Source organism: Natranaeroarchaeum aerophilus (assembly GCF_023638055.1).
GTDB classification, from domain to species: Archaea; Halobacteriota; Halobacteria; order Halobacteriales; family Natronoarchaeaceae; genus Natranaeroarchaeum; species Natranaeroarchaeum aerophilum.
Window position 1 is genome coordinate 25,963 of record NZ_JAKRVY010000007.1, and the last position, 20,029, is coordinate 45,991.

Genomic DNA, 20,029 nt, shown 5'->3' on the forward strand with positions numbered 1-20,029 from the left:
GGAGACGACATTCGGCAACACACGACGATACGGTACGTCACACCTGTGACACTGATCCCGGTTCACTGTGTTGATCAAGCAGATACATCGTCGAGAGAAGTCCGACTGATGGCTGTCCGTGTTTTTCTATCTCCGCAGCGAACGTCCGGAGGACTTCGTCAGCGACTTCGGGAGTAATTGATTGCGAGGGATCCAGAAGCGGGGATTTCACGTCAAGATCGTATGCAGTGAGCTTCGTATATTCTCCCGATTCGTCACGCCACTCGGCTTCCGCATCGACGAGTGCGATTCCAACGGCGTCCGGTTTCCCGAGCCTCTCCATCCGTCGAATCGTTCCCAGATAGATCAACTGTTGAACATGAGATTCACCAATATCCATCTCCTCAGAGATTTCATTGTAAAAGAACCCCGCTATCGTTGGTTCATCCTCGTTTTTGATGTTTGGCGTTATCGTGGCAGATCCGCTCACCGGGAGCGACAGCGAGAACTGGTCAACCGCGACTGACTCACTCCGGCGAGCTAAAAAGACCGTCCCGTTAGTCGTAATAACCAGACAGGCGATCCCGAGATGATCAGAAAGTGGCGATTTGGCCAGTTGTTTGAGGTTCCCCGTGTTATCGAACAAAAGTGGGATGGTCAACTCGCGTAACGTTTTTCCGCTCTGCAAGGTGATCTCGGGACAAAAGTTCGTGACAAAACTTCGATAATAGGAAGTCTTTTCACCGTGGAATACTCCGTCTGAGATGCGGTCGAGACGGAACAGTAACCCACTGAAGTGGCCTTCTTGCTGGAATGTCTGTTGGAGGTCGTCGAGCTCAGGCTCGATCATTGCGTTTATATCGGGGCGGAAGTCATAATACCGATTCTCCATCTTCAGATCAAGATCAGTAACATCGGCTACCCGGATGTCTTCGACGGCAGCGGGAATGACTGTTGGGTGATCGATTCCGTTCGTCCAGACCTTGAGGTCTGAAACATCGATGAAGGGCTCTGTTCGATCATACGTAGACAGTATCTCGTCGGTGTCGCCGATACGTCGCCGTTCTTCGTATTTGAGAAACTGAACGAGATACGTCGCTGAAACGAAAGCCACGACGATAGTCAACAGTACAGTGAGCAGGTTTTCCGCACCGACAATAACGCGTTCCCCTGGTGGAGCCAATGGAATGTGTAACACGATAACGATCCAAGCAAGGAGTAATGCTGCTAGAAACCGGTGGGACGCCACCAAAATTGCAAGAGAGGATACGTATTCGTTTGTTAACCGCCATCCACGAGTGTTGAAAAGCTTGTTTTGCCACTTCCTCGATCGGTCCGACTGTGGGAGCTTGGCAAGAATATACAAAAGCGGAAGTGCCGCGACGATGAGAAGCACTGCAGTCAGCCATTCGTTTCCGGTTGCAACCCCTCTGAACAGACTGATATCAACGTGATCGGACAGATTAACCCATGAACGGATTAGGAGGGAAAGATCGCCAATCGGTTCTTGAGAACGCATAGATGGGTTAACATCTCTTATCCCCGATAATATAAAAGGTCGCGCATCCTTTCTGATGGTTCAGAAACTCGACAAGATCGGTGCAAAGTGCCTGGGGGTCAAGTCGTTTGAGAATCTGCTATTCTCGTGATCACGAAAAACAAGGTTTGCGGACGACCCCGTGGTATTCGCCTTGCGATTCTGTAAACTACCCTACTGCCTTGGCGCATACGCACCTCGGTGCTTAGGGATAGATATCAGCTAACTATGCATCGCCCAGCCACGCATCCGTAATCCGCAGATGCCCTCGCGTCCCTTCCCACTCCGTCTCGTACTCCAGTTCGATCGGTCGCTCCATATGCGGCCCATCAGTAACGAGTGTCTCGAACTCGCCTCCCTCACCCAGAATGTGGACGCCGTACTCGTCGTGGAGCGTTTCGAGTTCGTCCAGCGCGTCGGCGTCGAGTCGCCGTCCGAGCCACGATTCGTCGAGGCCAGCCGCGGCGACCTGCACGATCCGGATCTCGAATCCGGCCGCGAGCATCTCGTCGGCGAGCGTGCGCGGGTCCCGCTGCCAGAGCGGGGCGAAGAGTTCGATATCCAGCCGGTTGGCCATCGCCTCGATGCGGCTGGTCTGGAACTCGCTTTCGACCGCACCCGCGGTGACGCCCGCAATACCGCCATCCAGTTCGGCGTCCAGTTCGGCCAGCGCGGCCTCCAGCGGTTCGACCTCCCGGTCGCCCTGCTCGCCCGAATCCTCGGCCCCACCGGCATCGAAATCCTCGGGGTGGACGTCCACGAGCGGGATCCCGACGCTCTTGGCGGCAAGCGTCGCCAGGTCGGTCGCCGGAACGTGATACATATACGAGTCGCCCTCGGGGTGGACGGTCAGCAGTCGTCCGACCGGCAGATCACGTTCGAGCGCCCGGTATAGCGCCCACGAAGAGTCCTTGCCGCCGGAGTAGAGGCTCACCCAGTGCCCGTCAGTAGCGTTGTCAGCCATACGCATACTTTCCGACCGGACGGCAAAGGCCCGTCGAAGAGATCACACATCTGTCTCCGCGACCTCCGGCTCCTCGACGCTCGCCCCGGAGAAGTACATCGCGACGCGAACGCCGAGGACGCTGATCAACACGCCCAGCAGGACGAACACACCGAGGCGGTTTCCGACGCCCAGCTTGAACCCTTCGACTGAAACGACCCCCAGCGAGACATCGGGAACATCGAGCGAACTGATCTGCCCACCACGTTCGAGGAAGTACGCCGAGAAGCCACGGACGATCAAGCCGATTCCGACCACGACAAACGGCAGATTGAGAAACGAGGGGCGGAGCTGTTCGTCCTGAATAATCTCGTCGAGCAATCGCCCGGTACTGGCAGCCAGTGCGGCCATCGCCAGCCACGGAACGCTCGCGTAGGCGAACATCATCGACTGGATGAATGCACTTTCGGGATCGGAAAGATCCGAGACGCCGAGCGCACCGGCGAACACGCCGACAAGTGTCAGTCCTGCGGCGACGACGTAGGTGACGACGGAGACCTGACCGGAGTACAGCGAATCTCTCGCCTGTCGCGCGAGTCTGGTAAGATATTCGTCGACGCCAAACCCCTTGTACAGCAGGAACGATCCGATCACGGCCGTAATCGTCGCCAGCGCGATCGCGGTTCCGGCCCAGATCGAGAGCGCCGGGAAGACGATCAGTGCGATCCCGATCGGCACCAGCGTCGTCTGTCGGAGCTCTTCGTCGGCCAGGAACTGCTTGAGCAGGTAGTACGTCGACTCGATATCTCTGGCCTGGCGGACGACGACGCGATCGACGGAATCGACGCGGAGACGGCTCTCGACGACCGGGACGAGCCGCTCGTCTTCGGCACTGTCGATGACGACGATCGCCGAGTCGACGTCGTACTCGTCGATCAGGTCGTCGAGCTGGTGTGCAACCGCACGATCGGCGCTCACCATCGAATCGCTCGCTCCCGAGACGACAGCGACGACGGCGTCGTCGTCACCGTCGCGTAGCTCCCGGGCGACCCGCAGCGACTCCAGCAGACTGTTGACCGAGGAGTCCTCCGGATCTGCAAGCCCCATGTCGATCACGAGCGACTGGACGGCTTCCCAGCCTGCGACCGGCGTCGAGAGGCCAGTCTTGCGTCCGACATCGTCAGTCCGGTCCACACAGACGACCAGCGTTGTCACTGTGTTTGCATCGTTCCCCGGGCGATATAAAAACTCCTACGACAGTTCAACGGAACCGGATGTCGATTTCACCATCGTTGCCCAGCACGCTTGCGATCCCCGCACCGAACGAGTACGCAATCGAGGCCGCGCCGCCCCGGAGTTTTGCCTGCAGTCCACGCTCGGGCTCGAACTCCCTGACGTCGACCGCGTCGCTCTCGATCCGCTCGACGAGCGCGTCCTGAACGTCCTCGCCCGTCCCGAGTTGATCGACCAGTCCGAGCTCGATGGCGTCCTCGCCGAGATAGATCCGGGCCTCGGTGTCTCTGATCGTCTTCTCCTCGAGCTCTCGCCCCGCGGCGACGCGCTCGACGAAGTTGCCGTACAGATCGTCGATGAGGCTCTGGAGATACTCGCGTTCGTCCTCTTCGAGCTCCTTGAGCGGGATCCCGGCGTCCTTGTACTCGCCCGCCGCGAGCCGCTCGTAGGAGATTCCGATCTTGTCAGCCAGTTCACTGGCGTTCACTCGGGAGCCGATCACGCCGATACTCCCGACGATGCTCATGTCTCGGGCCCACAGTTCGTCACAGCCGCTGGCGATCCAGTAGCCGCCGCTCGCGCAGGTGTCCTGTGCGTACGCGAGCGTCGGGCCGTCGAACTCCTCGGCGGCGAGCCGGATGTCGTCGCTCGGAACGACTTCGCCGCCCGGTGTGTTCAGCCGTACCATCAGCGCTTCGACGTTGTCGTCCGCGTCAGCCCGTTCGATCTGCTCGACGATGTCGTCGGCGGGTGTCGAGCCGGGCTGGGTAGGCAGCGGCCCGCCGCCACCGTCGCGCGTGATTGGCCCCTCGACAGCGACCTCGGCAACGTTGTAACCCGGGAAGAGCGATTCGACGGCGTTGCCCGCGAGTTTGACACCCACGCCCACAACGAGCAGTGCGAGCACGATTCCGAGGAGCTCAGCCGTTGACTCGGGTATCTCGACGAACAGTCCGTAGCCAATCACGGCGGCGATTGCCGCGCCGAGCAGTACGATCCCGATCTGTGCCAGCCCCCGAAGCGGGTTATCCACTGGCGACACCTCCTGTCATACACCGGTGTAGGTGGGCGGGTGGTGATAAAACCTCAATACTCGGCCGTCTCGAATCCCATTCGTTCGAAATCATCGACGTTTCGTGTGAGAACGGGTTCGCCTTCAATCTCGGCGGTCGCACCAATTGCAGCGTCACCCTTGTTCTTTTTGAGCGTTGACGCATCGCCTTCACCGATCCGAACACCTGCCCGTAACGCAATGGTGTCGTCCATCGGAACGATCGGATGGGGTTCGAGAATCGCCCTGACCGCCCGTCGTTCGTCTGCTGAGAGTTCGGCACCGATCCCGATCCCCAGTTCGAGAACGGCCATTGCCGGGATCTTGATCGGTTCCTTCCGGGCTTCGAGCTCTTCGAGCTTTTCGTGGGCTCCCCCATCGTTTTTCATCAGGTCAATCAGAAACGAGGTGTCCGCGATCATCGATTGTCGAACTCGTCGAGGATGTCGTTCACTTCGTCCGCATCAGCGGCGTCTGCCTCCACGATTGCCGCTTCTACGCGCTCGACACGCTCTTCGTCAACGACGCCACCGAGTTCTCCGAGCGATGGCGTTCGAGTTAACCGATCAATCGCCTCCGAAAACGTCTCATCCGGTTGTTTCTGCCGTTTGATCCGTTCGTACGTGTCCTCATCGAGTCGAACCGAACGAGTCCCCATACTGTATACGTCGTATACAGACAGTATTCAGTCTTTCTCCGGCGAGCGCTGTCGCTATCCGTCGGTGAAAACGCAGGGAGAATCAGCAGATACCGATTACAGCCGACCAGCCTTCTGCAGCTTCATCAGGTCCTCGGTTTCGAGGGTCTCGCCCTCTTTGAACCGCTCGTAGATCTCTTCTGCTTCCTGCTCGACTTCCTCTTTTTCTTTCTCGCGCTCGGTCTTGCGCTCTTCTTCTTCCTCTTTGTCGAGTTCGCGCAGGCGCTTCTGGACGCGGACGAAGTCCTCGTGGTGCTGGTCGGCGGCCTCCTGGGCCTCGACGAACAGCTCGTGCATCTCGTCGGCGTCGTCGCGGATGTCGTCGGCCTCGCGATAGGCCTCGATCATCTGGTTGTGGTGTTCCTGGGCCTTGTCGGCGAGCTCGGTGACCTTCTGGTGGTGCTGGGAGGCTTCCGATCGGACTTCTTCGGCCTCTTCGACGAGGTCGTCGAGCTCCTCGTTCTGGTTGAGCTTGTCCTTTCGCTCGTTGTACTCTTCGCGTTTGGCCTCGATCTTCTCGATCAGCTCGCGCTCGTCTTCCGTGCTGAGGACCTCGGTCTGCTGTTTGAATTCGAGCTCCTCGATCTCCTCTTCGAGCTCTTCGAGATCCTTGCCTTCGTCGAGCTCCATGTCCGACTTCATCTCCTCGACTTTGTCGAACAGCTCGTTTGCATCGGCGTTGAGCTCGTTGCGGCTCTCCTTGTGCTCCTGAACCTGCTCGTTGAGCTCGTCGCGTTTCTCGCGGTGTTCCTGTGCCTCGTCGACCTTCTCGCGTGTCTTCGCGTTGAGATCGTCGCGTTTCGAGGCGCGGTCGGATGCAAGCTGGTTCAGCTCGTTTCGTCGGTCGCGTAGCTGACCGGCGATTTTGATGAGCTGTCCTTTAGAATTGTTTTCGAGCTGTTCTTCGGTTAGTTCGACGTTGTCGGCTTCGTCGAGTTCTTGTGCGTCTACCATGTGTTGTTCAAACCTCTGTGCCATACCCGCACCGGTGGATAGTGATCGCTCGGACAAACTGTGACGGGTCGGTGATAAGCAGTTCCTGTCATGTTGGTCTGCGAGCGATACTACCCGAACGCCGGTGACGTTCTGGTATCTACCACTACTGTGGCTTTCAATTTAAAAGTATCGGTGATTATCAGGGTGAAAATAGCTAGCACGGGGCCTGAGATGCCGTGTTAGGGCTTACCAAGACATCCGAGTTGTATATAAATGATCATCGGTGTCTGGAGCGATACATCGCCCCAGCGATCGCTATAGTTCAGGGGAGTCGGTACCGGTTCCGAACTGTTTGTCCGTCAGTTGATAGCTCCAGAACCAGCTTTTCAGCATGGTCGTCGACCTTCGCGCCGCCAACAGACACGCGTGAAAGCGGCTCAGCATCGACATCAACTACCCCTGAACGAGTACCGGACTCCCATTCGAGGGTGCCCGAAACGCGCTCGTGTGTGTCGTTGATCACGGTCATTCCGACCGCACCCGGCGTCAGCGGATCGGTAACGACAGCCTGAACGGGTTCGTATGCCGCCGCGATCGGATCGAAGCTCTGTTTCTCGATACCGTTTGCATCGATGACACCCATCCCGCCACCCGGTCGGACATCCTGAAGAGTGAACGCGGCAAGCACGTCGGCCCGCTCCAGTCGGAGCCGTTCAGCAACGTGCTTGAGGATCCGTCCTTGCTCGTGCTGGGTGCCGACCGGCGTATCGTCGAGGTGATCGAAGGCGGGATGAGTCCCCGGTGCACCCTCCCCACCCTCGGTCAACGAACCGGCTCCGAACTCCGTGACGACGTCGGCAAGTCCCGAATATTGCTGGGTAAGCCACTCGACGTCCGCTGCGGTACCGTACTCCCAGCCGGGGTACAGATGTGATGCGTCGGGATCGGTCCCCGGGGATCCCATGACAGGGAAGACCGGCCGATCGGTCTCGATGCCGTCCGCAAGGGCATCGGCAGCGGTACGGTCGAACGCCGTTCTCCAGGCACGCCAGCGCAGACGCATCCGCGCGAGACGGCCCGACCCGAGCGGGGTCTCGAACGGCGATCTGGGGTCGTCGTGGACGCCGTACGCCGCAACGCTCGGGCGTGATTCACACCGATCGACGAGCGCGGCGCTGATTTCGATTCCCCTATCGGGGTCGTACTCGACCGGGCCGGTCAGTGGGAGGTCCTGCCACACCAGCAGCCCTGCCTCGTCACAGGCGTCGTAGAACGCCGATGGGGGAACGTGCGCGTGTGCCCGGAGAAGATTCGCGTTCGCTTCTACCGCGCGATCGATCGTCTCCTCGGGCTCCGTTCCTGGCAGAACGTTGAACCCGCGGGCCGGTATCGGTCGGCCGTTAACGACTAGCCCATCGTCGCCGTAGCTGATCGTACTGAACCCCGTTGTTGCGATCTTCTCTTGATCGCCCAGTTTGGCGTGGACGGCGTACCGGTGCTGGGACCCGAACCCCCGCGGCCACCACAGCCGAGGGTCTCTGACCTCGATTCGGCGCTCGACGACGACGCGCTCTCCGGCCGCAGCTTCGACGCGGGCGCGTTCCATCGCGCCTCCGCCGCGAAATCCCTTCGGCCGAATCGAGAGTGTCACCCGGTCGTCGACTGATTCGGCGGCGTCGACGGTGATCGCGGCGTGGATGGCACCACCGTCGCCTTCCAGTTCGGGTGTCACCGACAGATCGGTAATCGTGACGGAACCGTGTGGCTCCACAGAGGCACCCCACCAGATCCCCGGCACGCGACGCTCGGCGGGGAGCACGTCCGTCTCGTAGATCCCGCCGAACGCGTCAGTCGGACGGCGACACTCGACGAGGAGTTCGTTCTCCGGTTCCGGATCGAACGTGGTCCGCCACGGCGTGAAGTACGACTCGTGCGTGCCGAGGAAGGTGCCGTTGAGCCAGATCCGCGCATGGCCGTACAGACCGGCGAGTTCAAGCGTAGCACGAGTTTCCTCGTCGCCGCAGGGATCGGCAAAGTCCGTCCTGTACGCCACCACGTCCGCCCCGGCCAGCGCTGTGGGACTGCCCGGAACCGTCACCGGCTGTGGGCTCTCCATGGTCGGTGGCTCCTGCTCGTCGTTCGGTTCAACCGCGGCACCCAGCCACTGACCCAGCATTGTTATCAGCCAGTGTCCGGCACTGAAATAGGTCTTGCCCTCCATCCGGCGGGCTTCACTTTCACTTTCACTCCGGGGACGGCACAGTTTAACTACCATCGAGTGAGCAGTTCGTGATATGCTCGAACAGCTAACCTGTGCGTGCGAGGCCGACGGCTGTGACACCGCACTCGGCGAGGAGCACCTGATGCTCTCGATGCGGACCGATGCCGGAACACGACGTGCGTATGAATGCGACTGCGGCGCGGTGACGGTTACCGTCGTCCAGGAAAAATAAACGCCCTGAAGACCCTCCTCGGGCTACCGTGGGTATGGAAGAACGAATCTCCGCACACGGTCACGAACACGTCAGCGCGGACCACGCCAGCACGTTCGAAGTAACCACCGACGACTTTCTCACGCCTGCGGGCGACTGTATTCTCGCAATCGAGGCGGACCGAGCGCCTGCTGATTTTGCCCCGAAGTTCGTCGATGCCTGCCAGGACGCCGACGCGACGATTACGGCGATGGTCGAGGTCGACGGGATGAGCCAATCAGTCACCGGTAGCGGCCATCCCGATCTCTCCTTCCAGAGCGAGCGTAGCGCCGTCATCCGCGCGAGCGATCACGTCGACGAGCGGACAGTGACAGTGAACGCCGATCACGGAGCGATCGGTATCGACGACGAACTCGTCGACGCGCTCGCTGCGGGCGCGGAACTAACGCTGACGCTCGCCGTCGAATAGGTCCTACGGACTGACCGGACGACGACTACAGGTTTATGTCCGATTGGGCGGCCACAGCCGCCATGCTCCAGTAGAGCGCCGCGACGCCGGGCGAGGCGGGTGTGTGACGACCCGCGTCGCGGAACAAGTGTCACCTGTTCGCAATCCAGCAGCGTCCCTATCGAGAGCAGCTACAGCCCGGTCGGCTCGTCGATGAACGTCGTTTCCAGTCCCCATTCCTCGGCGAGCGATTGCAGGTTCCGGACGCCGAACGTCTCCGTTGCGTAGTGGCCCGCGAGTACCAGATTGATCCCGAGTTCGCGGGCGAGGTGGTAGGCATGCTGCTTGCCCTCGCCAGTCACCAGCACGTCGGCACCGGTGTCCGCGGCGTCTTCGAGCCAGTCGACGCCGCTACCGGTGACGATTGCCACGTCCTCTACCTCCTCCGGGCCAAACGCGAACGTCTGGACATCACGGCCCCCGGTGTCGAGCGATGCGTTCAGCGTCTCGGCGACGTCCTCGACAGGTAGCGGTTCGCTCCGTCGGCCACGCTGGCCAATGTACTCCCCACCGATCGTTCCGAACGGCTCACGATCGGTCAGCTGCAGCAGATCAGCGATCCCCGCAGCGTTGCCCAGCTCCTGGTGGCCGTCGAGCGGGAGATGCGACACGTATAGCGCAATGTCGTTCTCGATCAGCGCTTCGATCCGGTCATAGTCAGGGCCGGTGACGTGGTCGATCCCCCCGAAAACGACGCCATGGTGGGTCACCAGTACGTCCGCTCCTGCATCGGCGGCGCGCTCGATCGTCGCGACGCCCGCATCGACCGCGACGGCAACGTGCTCGACCGTCGCTTCCTCGGGGCCGACCTGCAAGCCGTTCGCACTCGCGTCGACGTCGGCGTACGCATCGGTATCGAGACGTTCGTCGTATCGCTCGACGAGTTCGGAGAGTTGCATGACTATCAGTTGGAGAAGCGGGAGAAAGGGCGTTGTGGTCTTCTACTGGGTCGCGTGGGCGAACACGAACTCCCGGAGGAGCTTCGCACCGAGCGTCGCCGCCTGTCCGTCGTCGCGGTCGTTCACCTCGACGACGTCGAAGCCGACGGAGTGCGGGGCAATGGTACGAACCACATCGCGCATCTCACGGCTGGTCACGCCAAAGGGCTCCAGCGTTCCAGTCCCCGGCGCGTACGCCGGATCGGCGGCGTCGATGTCGACGCTCAGATAGACGTCCTCGCGGGCGAGCGACTCTGGGGGTATCCAGCCGTCGACGTCCTCAGGCGGGACGATGGTCACGTCGTCCTCCCTGGCCCGCTGCCATTCGTCTTCGCTTCCTGTTCTCGCGCCAAGGATAATCGCCTCATCGGCGACATCAAGGGCGTGCTGGGCGACCGTCGAGTGGCTCAATTCGTTACCGTCGTAGGCCTCTCGCAGATCGAGATGGGCGTCCAGACAGACGAACACGTCCGGATCGAGTGCTCGTATCGCCGCGATCGTGACCGTGTGTTCGCCCCCGAGGAGGAGCGGGACGGCGTCGTCCCACTCGACATCGGTCACGACGCCTTCGAGGTAGTCGAGGTACTCTGCCGCGTTGTCCCAGGCGTGGACGTCCCCGTGGTCGTGGACGTCGAGCGAAGAAAAGTGAGCGTCGGTGTGAGGATCGTAGTCGTCGAAGGTCCGGGCGAACTGCCGGAGCCGGTCCGGACCGAATCGGGTGCCGGGCTGGAACGTCGTGGAGACGTCAAGCGGTGCGCCGACGATGACGTAGTCAGCGGCCTCTCGCTCGGCCACGGCACCGGGGAACATCTACGACTCGATGATCTTGCGCTGGCTTTCCATCTCGAGATACTCGATCTCGTCGTCCGGTGAGAGGCTGACATCGCCGGGCGTCTTGATCGTGATCGTCTCGTAGGTTTCCAGATCCATGACCTGTGCGACGTCCGCGCTCTCGACGCTGACGACCTGTCCCTGCTTCCGGTTGATGATCGGGACCCAGATCTTCGCATCGACCGGTTGAGAGAGGCTGCGCTTCTGGCCGTCGAAGACACCTTTGCCCTCGATTCGGGCCTTTGCACTGCCGTGTTTGCCCGGCTTGGCCGTGCTGTAGGCGGTGATCTTGCACGGTTCGTCGTCCATCATCAGGTAGTTACCTTCCTGCAGATCGCGGACTTCTTTCTGCGTTTTCGCCATACCGGCGGATTAACAACCGAACGGTATAAACGGTTTGGAAACGCGGAGCGACGCGTTTCGGAGCGTTCTACCTGATATTTCGGGACGATGACAGGGTCGCCGCTGCCGGGGCGCTGAAGGCCCTTGACTCCGTACGGACGGTCGATGACCGACGACCCCGAGCCAGCGGAGAATATAAGCGGTGGGGCCGCGGGTGGCGGCCAGCCCTCGACGTTCGCGCCGAGTGAGGCAGCAACCCGCGCCGAACGCGTGGTCGACCGACTGGGGGAACGGTACTGGCAGAAAGCCTACGGTGGCCGCGATGGCTTCGAGTGTCTCGTGCGGACGATCCTCAGCCAGAACACGAGCGACAAAGCAAGCCAGCCCGCTCACGACGCGCTGATGGAGCGATACGCCGCTACCGGGGCTGACCTCGCGAAGACGCTTGCGACGGCCGAGCGGGCGGAACTCGCCGAAACGATCAGCGGGGCGGGGCTGTACAACCAGAAATCGCGCGTGATTCAGGACGTCGCCGAACTCGTCGTCGAGGAGTACGGCTCGGCGGACGCCTTCGACGCGTTCGTCCGGGAGGAGCCTCCCAGCGAGGTACGCGAGGTGCTACTGGAGATGCGTGGCGTCGGCCCGAAGACGGCCGATTGTGTGCTCCTTTTCGCGGGTGGGCGTGGCGGCGTCTTTCCATCTGAGACGCCATATGTATGGTGTCACGATGATAGCAAAGACGATTATAAAATCAAAAATAATTGAAGCTGTTGGTAAGTCAATATCAAATCGGGTATTTTATCTGTAGCAATCCTGTCTAATAATCCGGCGTGATGCCGCTATGCACGATAAAACCACCCGCGAGCGACAGCTGAAGTCCGAGATTCGGGCCGTAAAAGAAGCACTTGTTGTGGTCAAAGAAGACAATTCGCATCAGTATCCTCAGATGGTTGCTCAGGCGGAGCACATCCTTGCCCAGCATGATTCTGAGCATCTGATACAGGCAACAGAAGAAGCTCTAGAAGCGCACTTAGAGCGGCTTGAACGAGACCTTCAGCACGTTCGCGAGGGGTGGGATTGAGATGGTGGACTTGTTGGATGTAACACTTGCTTTTGCATACGCTCCGACGTTTCTTTTTGGGTGGTATTTATCGCGTGAAACGAGTACATGGAACGCGATTATAACGAGTCTTATCTGGTTCCCGTTAATCTATCTCGGATTTTTCCGTATAACGTACGTCCTCATATCACTACCATTTATTGATGCGCTCGGATTCCTATACTTGCTCTCATACCCAGCAGCAGGCTTCGTATGGCTAATATTCGGAGCAGTTATTGGTAAAAAGTGGACGCCGATACTTATGGGTGCGTTTGGAACTCACTTGGGGCTCATATTTTGGATAATGTTTCCTCTGTGGCTATGTATGATGGGAGGCGCGATAATCGGCTTATTTACTTACAAAGAACAGCTCCCGTGATGAGGAGCCTGAATGATAGGTTAGAGTTCGCAAACAAACAAAGGTTGCAGTCGATGCACAGCTTGGCGTGATTACTGGGTCGTATAATTACTATATTGAGAAGGGTGGAAAAGTGTCGCCGGTCAAGTTTATTTATTGTTGATAGCAGCCATGATATTTCCTGTACGTTCTTCCATCTCTATCTCCTCACTTGATTCCATTATTTTATTGTATGCTACTAACATTTGATACCAGTAATTTTTAGTTCCTTTATGACATTCATCTGAGACTTCATTAGCTACGAATCCATACATGTCTGCTATTATTCTACTAGCTGTCTCTGGTTCAAGAGTATATCCACCATCAGTAAGCGGTACATCTACGTCTTCCTTCATCCATTCACACGGAGACGAAATTCTAATTAAATGCTTCTTTGAAAAACCGAATTTTTTTGTATCCACCTCTGTTCGACTTTTAGCCATATCTGTCGTGTGTTTATCAATAGCATCTTTCAAAGATGGTATCTCAACTAATTCCTCGAAAACGGCGTTACATTTTGTATATGAACTGGATTTAGCATATCCTATATCATCAGTCAGAATATCCAGTATGTCATCACGTTTTATCACGTCGGTCTCGTGTGTGTGCATCAAAACGCTATATACTACGTCTGGTACATCTATTCCTGAAGTACCTTTGATGCAACTGAGGTCGTATTCATCTGGATTTATCGGTTCATCACCGGCTTTTTCTTGGAGTTCTGGATGTTCTTCACGCACATTACTCGTTTCTGAATTTTCATTTTCTGTATTCTCACCAGAATAAAGAGAAAATCCGTCTTTTCCTGAAACAGTCACGTTATGAATATCCTCTATCATCTGCATTAATTTACCACCCTCTTCTTCCGATACTGTATCTATTAGGTCATCTACGACCTGTCCTTGTTTATACGAAGAACCATACCATGATTCGGCGAGATTTTCTAACTGTTCGGCCTTTTCCTCGCTAATTCGAACGGTTTTTGGTACGCTACCTTGAGATTCTGTTTTATTTACCTTATTTTGGTTTGTCATACGCAATGTTATAACTATTTCAAAGAGTTATATATTTAATGCCGATTTAAAATTAATTGTGTCATAATAGTTTTATTTTATTTTATATTAACATTAAATTTTTTATTAAATACTATAATAATAAAATATATTTGTATATTATTGTTTTTCTTATTGCTGTTAACATCAAACGGGTAGATAGAGACGTGCTAAGACTATATTAGAAATCACCCTCCGTTAAAATAAATAGCGCTACTCAGTTTACAGTGGATTTTCTTTTTATTCTAATTTCGTCCATAATCTCGGGTAAATCAAGACTTCTCCAAACGACAACTACTGCTACGTTTACCAAGCGTGATAACCGCTTAGAGCTATACCACTCCGTGTAACTCTCCTGGTGGCTCCCAGACAGTCCTCACATATAGTACGTGATGTCGTTGGACGGGTCATCGTAGTCCCAATCCTCGTGGATATACCCCAGCTCGAACGGAGCGGAAGTCTCGATGTAGATGTATTTGCCATCATCCGCATCAATCTCCAGCGGCTCACAGCTCAACGGCGGCTTCTCGTAGAGGTCGTCCTCAACAATGCCATCGATTCCGAAATCATCGAAGTGGACAGCAGAGGTGACGTGGCCCGAATTGTCATTGGCATTGTATCGGCTGACATTTGGAATCGACGCAGCGTGCATAGTACAGTTGAATGGCTCCTGCTCAAGCAACGCATTGCCAAGCACTGTGAAGTCCTTACAGTCACCGTATCCTCGTGCCAGCGTTTCTACAGGGTGTGCAGTCCCTGGTGCAAGGTAATTCCTATCCGGGCCGTCACCAATCTCCCACGTGTGATTCATGTACTGGATGAAATCAGCAACGAATCGCACTTGAGAGGGCGTGTCCGTCGCACCGTATCCCTCACAGACATCACCGATTTGTCTCGCTACGTCCTGTACGATGTCGTGGTTGAGCACTTCATCTGCATTGATGAGGTCGTAGACATCTCGGGAATCGTTCCCACCAGTCTTGTGTGCCTCAGCCGTTGCTCTCGCTTCGTCTAACGTCTCGGTATCGAACTCGTACGAGACAGCCCAGACATTCTGCAGTTTCGTATCCATGTACCCATCTGGAGTCGTTGGAACGAATTCTGTACCATGGGGCGAGTAGCTTCGCGTGTTATTGGCTCTGTTACCCTTCTCTGCGAGTTCTTTGTTCACGTCGCTGAAGCGCCCGTAATGGGAGAGACGGGACATCCGACCCGTGATTGTGCCTCCACTCGAATCGACTTCCGTACGGTACGCATCCTCCATTTCGTAGTTGTCCCAAGTCGCCGTCGCATTATACCCGCTGCCGAAATCATGATGGATGTATTCATCCGTGCCGACCCGAACCATCTGCGGGGTCTGCGTAATGACTTCACCACTTCGAGGGGAATGTGTCTTGTCGTCATCCCAGGTGAACGTGAACACGAACGGCTCATACAGGGGTGGCTCCCACTCTAGGTCGAATTCCCAGATAGCCGAATCTCCATCTTCCCGTACAGTCTCATGTGCCCGGCTACCCTCTGTAGTTGTTGCAGGGTGTTCTGGGTCACTCGGTTTCTTGTCATCCCCATACTCCATTCCAAATACGTTTTTCGGGAAGGTTTTGCTGGCGATGAGATTATCTGGCTCGAACCTATCCATCACGTAGCGCAGATTGTATCCCCCAGAACTACCAACCCACGTATCCGTCTCCTCTTCGTAACTTGCACCAGCTGCTTCTACACCTGCGAACTCCCATTCTCCGCTTTTCTCCGGTCCAACAGGCGTACAATGGACGTTAATATCGTAGTCTGCAACAGGGTTTACGCTCGCCTGTAGATAGACGGTGAGCATATCATCCGTTACATCCCGCACGTCAACGACGTATAGATTGTGCCCCTTCACACGCTTTCCATCTTCAATCGGAATCCGGTTTTGGTTGTGGATATATTCTTCATTATCGAAATTCGTGGGAATTCTTTCTTCGCTCTCTTTTGTGTCGTTTTCTTCTTCTTCTCCTTCCACATCCTCTTCGAGAATGCCCATACAGCCAGCCAGTCCAGCTGCCGTTCCAGAGCCGAGCAGACCGAGCAGGTTTCGTCTTTCCATACGTAGCATATACTGTCAGCTATCAATAAAGTATTGGATTTTATATTAACTCAGTATGGATTTACAAATACCACGCGCCTATGGGGGTCATCGGCTCTTGGACTTATCTTGGGTAACATATATGGGGCTTATTTAATTTATATAAGATAATGAAATATAGTAATGTAGAAATAGACTGGATTTCACAATGGATTTTGAGTCATATCTGTGATTCAGATGGTTTTGAATCAACAAGTAGTATCGTAGCTGCACTAACAGTGTATGATGGTGTGACAGAGAACAAGGTCCGCCGCAGGCTCCGCCAGCTTCGCGGCGAAGGATTAGTAGTGTGTGAGACCGAGCACCGCGAGAACGTTGCTGACGCTAATTTGTACCAGATGAATCCCAATGCTCTTGATGATTTAGATGGTCTCTCGTCACCACCTGATAGCTCTGATGGCGTTGGTGAGTTAGAGAGCAAAGTCCAAGAGCTACAAGTCGAAAACAACCGGCTTGAATCCGATGTACGTGAACTGCAATCACAACTGCAGTTGCTTCAGGACCATTTTAACAGCCGTGGAAGCGAGAGAATTGGTAGAATTGAAGAGAATCAAGACTATTTGATGGAGCACGCCGAGGTATCTGAGCTGCACCTTTTAGCAGCAGTGGAAATATTTAACGAACACAGTATCGATTTCGATGCATATCTTGATGAAGTGCGTGAGCAGTCTGACGTAGGGCCAAAAGAAGCCTAATAGGAGAACTATTCTTTTTTGTTGATTGGCTTTTTTATTCACTGTCTACCGATATAGCGGTGTGTCTGCTTCCACACGAACACGCATACCCGTCGTCGTCTTGTTCCAATAATATAAGATTATGTGAAATCTCACCCCCATTTGGACAGCGATAGTAGAGTTTTTTCAGAATCCAACCATGACCCAACTGACCGTGTGGGTCACTGCCATCAACCTCGTTGTAGTGGTTCGCACAGAGCTTCCACTCTTGATGTGGATGGCCACGTTGGCTTGCTATTGTTCGAGCAGCAAGCTGATTGCAGCTCTCAGCTTGGCAGATGGGATAAATTGGAAGTATGTCCTGTCCAGAGTTAGTTTGGTCCGTTACCCCATTAACTGTATTCGAGACCCTCTCCAAACACTTGTCACAAAGGTCAACGGTCTCGTTGCCGCTCAAACCCACGTAATTACCTACTGGTGTCCCTGTTTGGATGGTCGAGTTTGTTTCTCTATTGGAGCTACACCAGTTACACCTGTCTTCACCGAGCAAATCGAAATCAAGGTCTGCATATTTGTAGTACGGACCAGCGTCATCAACGATGGTTACTACGCCTAAATGTTCAAGCGCGTGGAGTCTCTCACGTGCTTCTTTGTTGCTGATTCCAACAAAATCGGCAAGAGTCTTTGCTGTGAATTTCTCGCCGAAGTGGAATAACGCAACCGCCATCCGCTCACCAGGTGTCAGTTGTCGGTGGTAGTCGTGTTTAAACATGTGCCTCCCCCCTGAGCATCTCTTTGAGTTCGGCATCGCCGTTGAGCTCTAACTCGACGGTGCCGCCCAGACAGTCGGTTGTACTCATCGCATTTCACCCTCGGGCATATTGACGACAGAGCGTGGGCACCCATCATCGACGTATTCTTTTAGATTCGAAACTCCTCCATCAACCGACACTGCCTCCAAACCGATGATGTCATCATCCGCATAGACAGGGACACGCTGGAAGAAATTCGGACCATCTATACAACAGAACTCCCAGTTGAGGTCTAACTGTGTCCCCTCGACGGTGATTGTCTCGTATTTGGCCACGACCTCGTAAGCAGTCGCATCAGGTATCCAAACGCTCAGCGAGAGTTCGTCTTTGCCACTAAGCTCTGTTTCTACAGCAATTGCAACGGCACCAGCCTCGACAAGTACCTCAACAAGCCTATCTGGAGTCACCGATTCAGAAGGCAACGGAGTCGGGTCTTCGTCGTTCTGGACGAACTCGGTTACCTGCCGAACTCCGTCCTCAACAGTGACCTCTTTCGGTCCATACGACATCCCCTCAGCGTACAGTGGGACTCGGCGATAGAGGTGAGTCTCTCCGGCCAATATACTGCCCAATCGAATTGGGAATGGTCTCCCATCAATTTCAACCGCGTCGAGCTCGCGTAGCGAATCGGCCACGCTAGCCTCATCACCACCAACAGGCACGTGGTAAGTTACTCCGAAGAGCCCACGAGCAAGATGGTCTTCTGAAATCGCTGCAAATACAGCATCAGTATCCTCGATTGCTTCTGTAAATTTCCTCACAGAAACAACATTATTCTCGGACAAGCAGACTGTCTCTCCTTCCTCCTGAGACTCGCAGAATTCAACGAGTCGGTCAATTGCGGTTTCGCTGTCTGGAACAGTACAATAGAAATCGAGAACTGATACATCCTCTTGCTCTTTCGACTGACACTCAATGTACCCAGTGACAACTAACGAACCGTCATGCTGTGATTCGACATACGCACATACGGGACTGTCTTTTGCTTTTGCGCACAGACGAGTGGACCTCTTTTCAACAGTCCATTTGTCTGCGAGTTGATTTCGGGCCATTTCTACTACATCGCTTTTGTTCTTGTCTTCTATCATCAAATCAGCCTTAGGATTTAACAAATATATAGTTTTTGTTTTTATTTTATTAATTTAATAGGGAGTGACAGATTATTTATTCTCCTGTTGAACAAGGACCATCTCCTCTGCGAGGTGGCTCAGAGTGTCATAGAACAATAACCACCTGCTGTCAGTACTATTCATCCTTACGCATACCTACGTAGAATTTGACCCCTTTGAGAGGTTTTGAGAGGATATTACCATCGTGTATAATATTTGTACGAGGAGAAGAGACTCTGGAGCCAACAATATGCGAGACAACAACTCTGCGTTCGACCTAATTTGAGGGATTAGGAACTAACCCCAACTCGACCAAAGAGAACAACCGATTCTTTACTTATTTGCGGAAAGGGCAATATCAGGCATCTCGATATTATGTTTCTTTGCGAGTTTGCGGTACCAGTCTTGTCGGTCAATGATGTCGTACACTGTCCCTCTACTGATTCCTGTTTTATCAACGATGTTCGTTTTTGGCGCATCTGCATCGTTGAGGGCAAGCACCATTAGTGCATCCTCAAATCCGTCCCCTGGGACAAGATGATGTCCATTATTGTCGTGCTCTGTTCCATACCGGGGCCGGCCTTGGTGGTAGCCGTTCTCAACCCGCTCGTTAATTTTCTTCTTGGCCTGCTGGATTTCGCGGCGTTTGGCTACATCGTCCATATAATTACGAATCATCTCGATGAGCCATGACTCGTCGTCTTCTAGCTCAACACACTCGCCGTCTTTGGTCGTCCAGAGTTCGACACCCCACTCGTCTAGGTCGTAGTAGAGCATTGACCGCTCACGCTTATCACGGGAGAGTCGGTCACGGTCCCGGACGACCACGGCGTCTACGTCTTCATCTTTGAGTGTTGCCTGCATCTCAAGATACTCAGGACGGTCTGCGTCAAACCCAGAAGAACGTTGACCGTCGTCATAGATGCGGAGCAGGTCGAACCCCTGGCCGTCGGTGAGCTGGCGAATTTCTCTTTGTTGGTCAGAAATGCTAGTGTCGCTGGTCTGGGACAGCCGACTGTATCCGACCGCGGTTTTTTTACTCATTGTTATCAGCTCGCTCGGTGACACGTAGTTTGAGTGTATTTTGTGATTCTACCTCCCACTCAGCATCGGCTCCCTTGAGGTTCATTGCGTCAGCAAGATTTTTGTTAATTGTTACCACGTATTGTCCGTTGGATTTCTGTTGAATTTTGACCATATCTCTAAGTCACTTCCTACCGTTAATTATACCGTTAAAGCTACTTGTAAACCGGGGGTGTCGAGATATAGAGGTTTCTAACACACTTCGTGGTGATGTCGGAGCTTTTCTTTGTGTCGTTTCCATCTGCCAGAAC

Annotated in this window: 20 protein-coding genes and 1 pseudogene; 5 read left to right on the top strand and 16 right to left on the bottom strand. The window is 55.0% G+C overall.

What is annotated here, in order from left to right:
* Positions 1-37 precede the first annotated feature (37 nt).
* The 8 genes from AArcSt11_RS12055 to AArcSt11_RS12090 form a co-directional block, all read right to left on the bottom strand.
* On the bottom strand, positions 38-1,375 hold the full coding sequence (locus AArcSt11_RS12055; RefSeq protein WP_250597383.1) for a hypothetical protein: 1,338 nt from the start codon (positions 1,373-1,375) through the stop codon (positions 38-40).
* 367 nt (positions 1,376-1,742) lie between these two features.
* Positions 1,743-2,480: a diphthine--ammonia ligase gene (locus AArcSt11_RS12060; RefSeq protein WP_250597384.1), complete on the bottom strand. Its 738-nt coding sequence runs from the start codon at positions 2,478-2,480 to the stop codon at positions 1,743-1,745.
* Positions 2,481-2,522: 42 nt separating this feature from the next.
* On the bottom strand, positions 2,523-3,674 hold the full coding sequence (locus AArcSt11_RS12065; RefSeq protein ID WP_250597385.1) for a DUF373 family protein: 1,152 nt from the start codon (positions 3,672-3,674) through the stop codon (positions 2,523-2,525).
* Between the two features lie 46 nt (positions 3,675-3,720).
* The gene (gene sppA, locus AArcSt11_RS12070; RefSeq protein WP_353617768.1) at positions 3,721-4,725 is read right to left on the bottom strand and encodes a signal peptide peptidase SppA; all 1,005 of its coding nucleotides are present in this window, start codon (positions 4,723-4,725) and stop codon (positions 3,721-3,723) included.
* A 53-nt stretch (positions 4,726-4,778) separates the two neighbouring features.
* Complete coding sequence (locus AArcSt11_RS12075; RefSeq protein ID WP_250597387.1) at positions 4,779-5,165, bottom strand: PIN domain-containing protein; 387 nt, start codon at positions 5,163-5,165, stop codon at positions 4,779-4,781.
* Positions 5,162-5,401, bottom strand: coding sequence for an antitoxin VapB family protein (locus tag AArcSt11_RS12080; protein WP_250597388.1), 240 nt, complete (start codon positions 5,399-5,401; stop codon positions 5,162-5,164). The genes AArcSt11_RS12075 and AArcSt11_RS12080 overlap by 4 nt, the downstream gene beginning before the upstream one ends.
* 96 nt (positions 5,402-5,497) lie before the next feature.
* Positions 5,498-6,394 carry a coiled-coil protein gene (locus AArcSt11_RS12085; RefSeq protein WP_250597389.1) on the bottom strand — a complete coding sequence of 299 codons (897 nt, stop codon included), beginning with the start codon at positions 6,392-6,394 and terminating at the stop codon, positions 5,498-5,500.
* Positions 6,395-6,698: 304 nt separating this feature from the next.
* Complete coding sequence (locus tag AArcSt11_RS12090; protein ID WP_250597390.1) at positions 6,699-8,552, bottom strand: hydrolase; 1,854 nt, start codon at positions 8,550-8,552, stop codon at positions 6,699-6,701.
* A 118-nt stretch (positions 8,553-8,670) separates the two neighbouring features.
* On the opposite strand from AArcSt11_RS12090, the gene AArcSt11_RS12095 reads away from it, so the two are divergent.
* Entirely contained in the window at positions 8,671-8,829 is a 159-nt protein-coding gene (locus AArcSt11_RS12095; protein ID WP_250597392.1) for a hypothetical protein, read from the top strand.
* A 34-nt stretch (positions 8,830-8,863) separates the two neighbouring features.
* Entirely contained in the window at positions 8,864-9,277 is a 414-nt protein-coding gene (locus AArcSt11_RS12100) for a DUF371 domain-containing protein (protein WP_250597394.1), read from the top strand.
* 170 nt (positions 9,278-9,447) lie between these two features.
* On the opposite strand, the gene AArcSt11_RS12105 is transcribed toward AArcSt11_RS12100, so the two are convergent.
* Genes AArcSt11_RS12105 through AArcSt11_RS12115 form a run of 3 tightly spaced genes read right to left on the bottom strand, consistent with a single transcriptional unit; the run spans position 9,448 to position 11,448 of the window.
* On the bottom strand, positions 9,448-10,215 hold the full coding sequence (locus tag AArcSt11_RS12105) for a Nif3-like dinuclear metal center hexameric protein (protein WP_250597396.1): 768 nt from the start codon (positions 10,213-10,215) through the stop codon (positions 9,448-9,450).
* Between the two features lie 42 nt (positions 10,216-10,257).
* Positions 10,258-11,064: an agmatinase gene (gene speB / locus AArcSt11_RS12110; protein ID WP_250597398.1), complete on the bottom strand. Its 807-nt coding sequence runs from the start codon at positions 11,062-11,064 to the stop codon at positions 10,258-10,260.
* Positions 11,065-11,448, bottom strand: coding sequence for a translation initiation factor IF-5A (locus AArcSt11_RS12115; RefSeq protein ID WP_250597400.1), 384 nt, complete (start codon positions 11,446-11,448; stop codon positions 11,065-11,067). It abuts the gene before it with no gap.
* Between the two features lie 144 nt (positions 11,449-11,592).
* Here AArcSt11_RS12115 and AArcSt11_RS12120 point away from each other — a divergent pair.
* Both AArcSt11_RS12120 and AArcSt11_RS12125 read left to right on the top strand, forming a co-directional pair.
* A pseudogene (locus tag AArcSt11_RS12120) lies at positions 11,593-12,135 on the top strand (endonuclease III domain-containing protein); the annotation flags it as partial.
* A gap of 133 nt (positions 12,136-12,268) precedes the next feature.
* The gene (locus tag AArcSt11_RS12125) at positions 12,269-12,508 is read left to right on the top strand and encodes a hypothetical protein (RefSeq protein WP_250597401.1); all 240 of its coding nucleotides are present in this window, start codon (positions 12,269-12,271) and stop codon (positions 12,506-12,508) included.
* 525 nt (positions 12,509-13,033) lie between these two features.
* On the opposite strand, the gene AArcSt11_RS12130 is transcribed toward AArcSt11_RS12125, so the two are convergent.
* Together AArcSt11_RS12130 and AArcSt11_RS12135 are read right to left on the bottom strand one after the other, a co-directional pair.
* On the bottom strand, positions 13,034-13,957 hold the full coding sequence (locus AArcSt11_RS12130) for a hypothetical protein (protein ID WP_250597402.1): 924 nt from the start codon (positions 13,955-13,957) through the stop codon (positions 13,034-13,036).
* Positions 13,958-14,351: 394 nt separating this feature from the next.
* A complete protein-coding gene (locus AArcSt11_RS12135; RefSeq protein ID WP_250597403.1) occupies positions 14,352-16,061 on the bottom strand; it encodes a transglutaminase-like domain-containing protein in 1,710 nt (569 codons plus the stop codon).
* A gap of 149 nt (positions 16,062-16,210) precedes the next feature.
* Here AArcSt11_RS12135 and AArcSt11_RS12140 point away from each other — a divergent pair, with 149 nt between their 5' ends.
* A complete protein-coding gene (locus AArcSt11_RS12140) occupies positions 16,211-16,795 on the top strand; it encodes a hypothetical protein (protein WP_250597404.1) in 585 nt (194 codons plus the stop codon).
* Positions 16,796-16,829: 34 nt separating this feature from the next.
* Here AArcSt11_RS12140 and AArcSt11_RS12145 read toward each other — a convergent pair whose 3' ends face one another.
* The 3 genes from AArcSt11_RS12145 to AArcSt11_RS12155 all read right to left on the bottom strand — a co-directional run bounded on the left by AArcSt11_RS12145 (position 16,830) and on the right by AArcSt11_RS12155 (position 19,739).
* A complete protein-coding gene (locus AArcSt11_RS12145; protein ID WP_250597405.1) occupies positions 16,830-17,546 on the bottom strand; it encodes a hypothetical protein in 717 nt (238 codons plus the stop codon).
* 84 nt (positions 17,547-17,630) lie between these two features.
* Positions 17,631-18,674: a hypothetical protein gene (locus AArcSt11_RS12150; protein ID WP_250597406.1), complete on the bottom strand. Its 1,044-nt coding sequence runs from the start codon at positions 18,672-18,674 to the stop codon at positions 17,631-17,633.
* A 354-nt stretch (positions 18,675-19,028) separates the two neighbouring features.
* Positions 19,029-19,739 carry a recombinase family protein gene (locus AArcSt11_RS12155; protein WP_250597408.1) on the bottom strand — a complete coding sequence of 237 codons (711 nt, stop codon included), beginning with the start codon at positions 19,737-19,739 and terminating at the stop codon, positions 19,029-19,031.
* Positions 19,740-20,029: the final 290 nt, after the last annotated feature.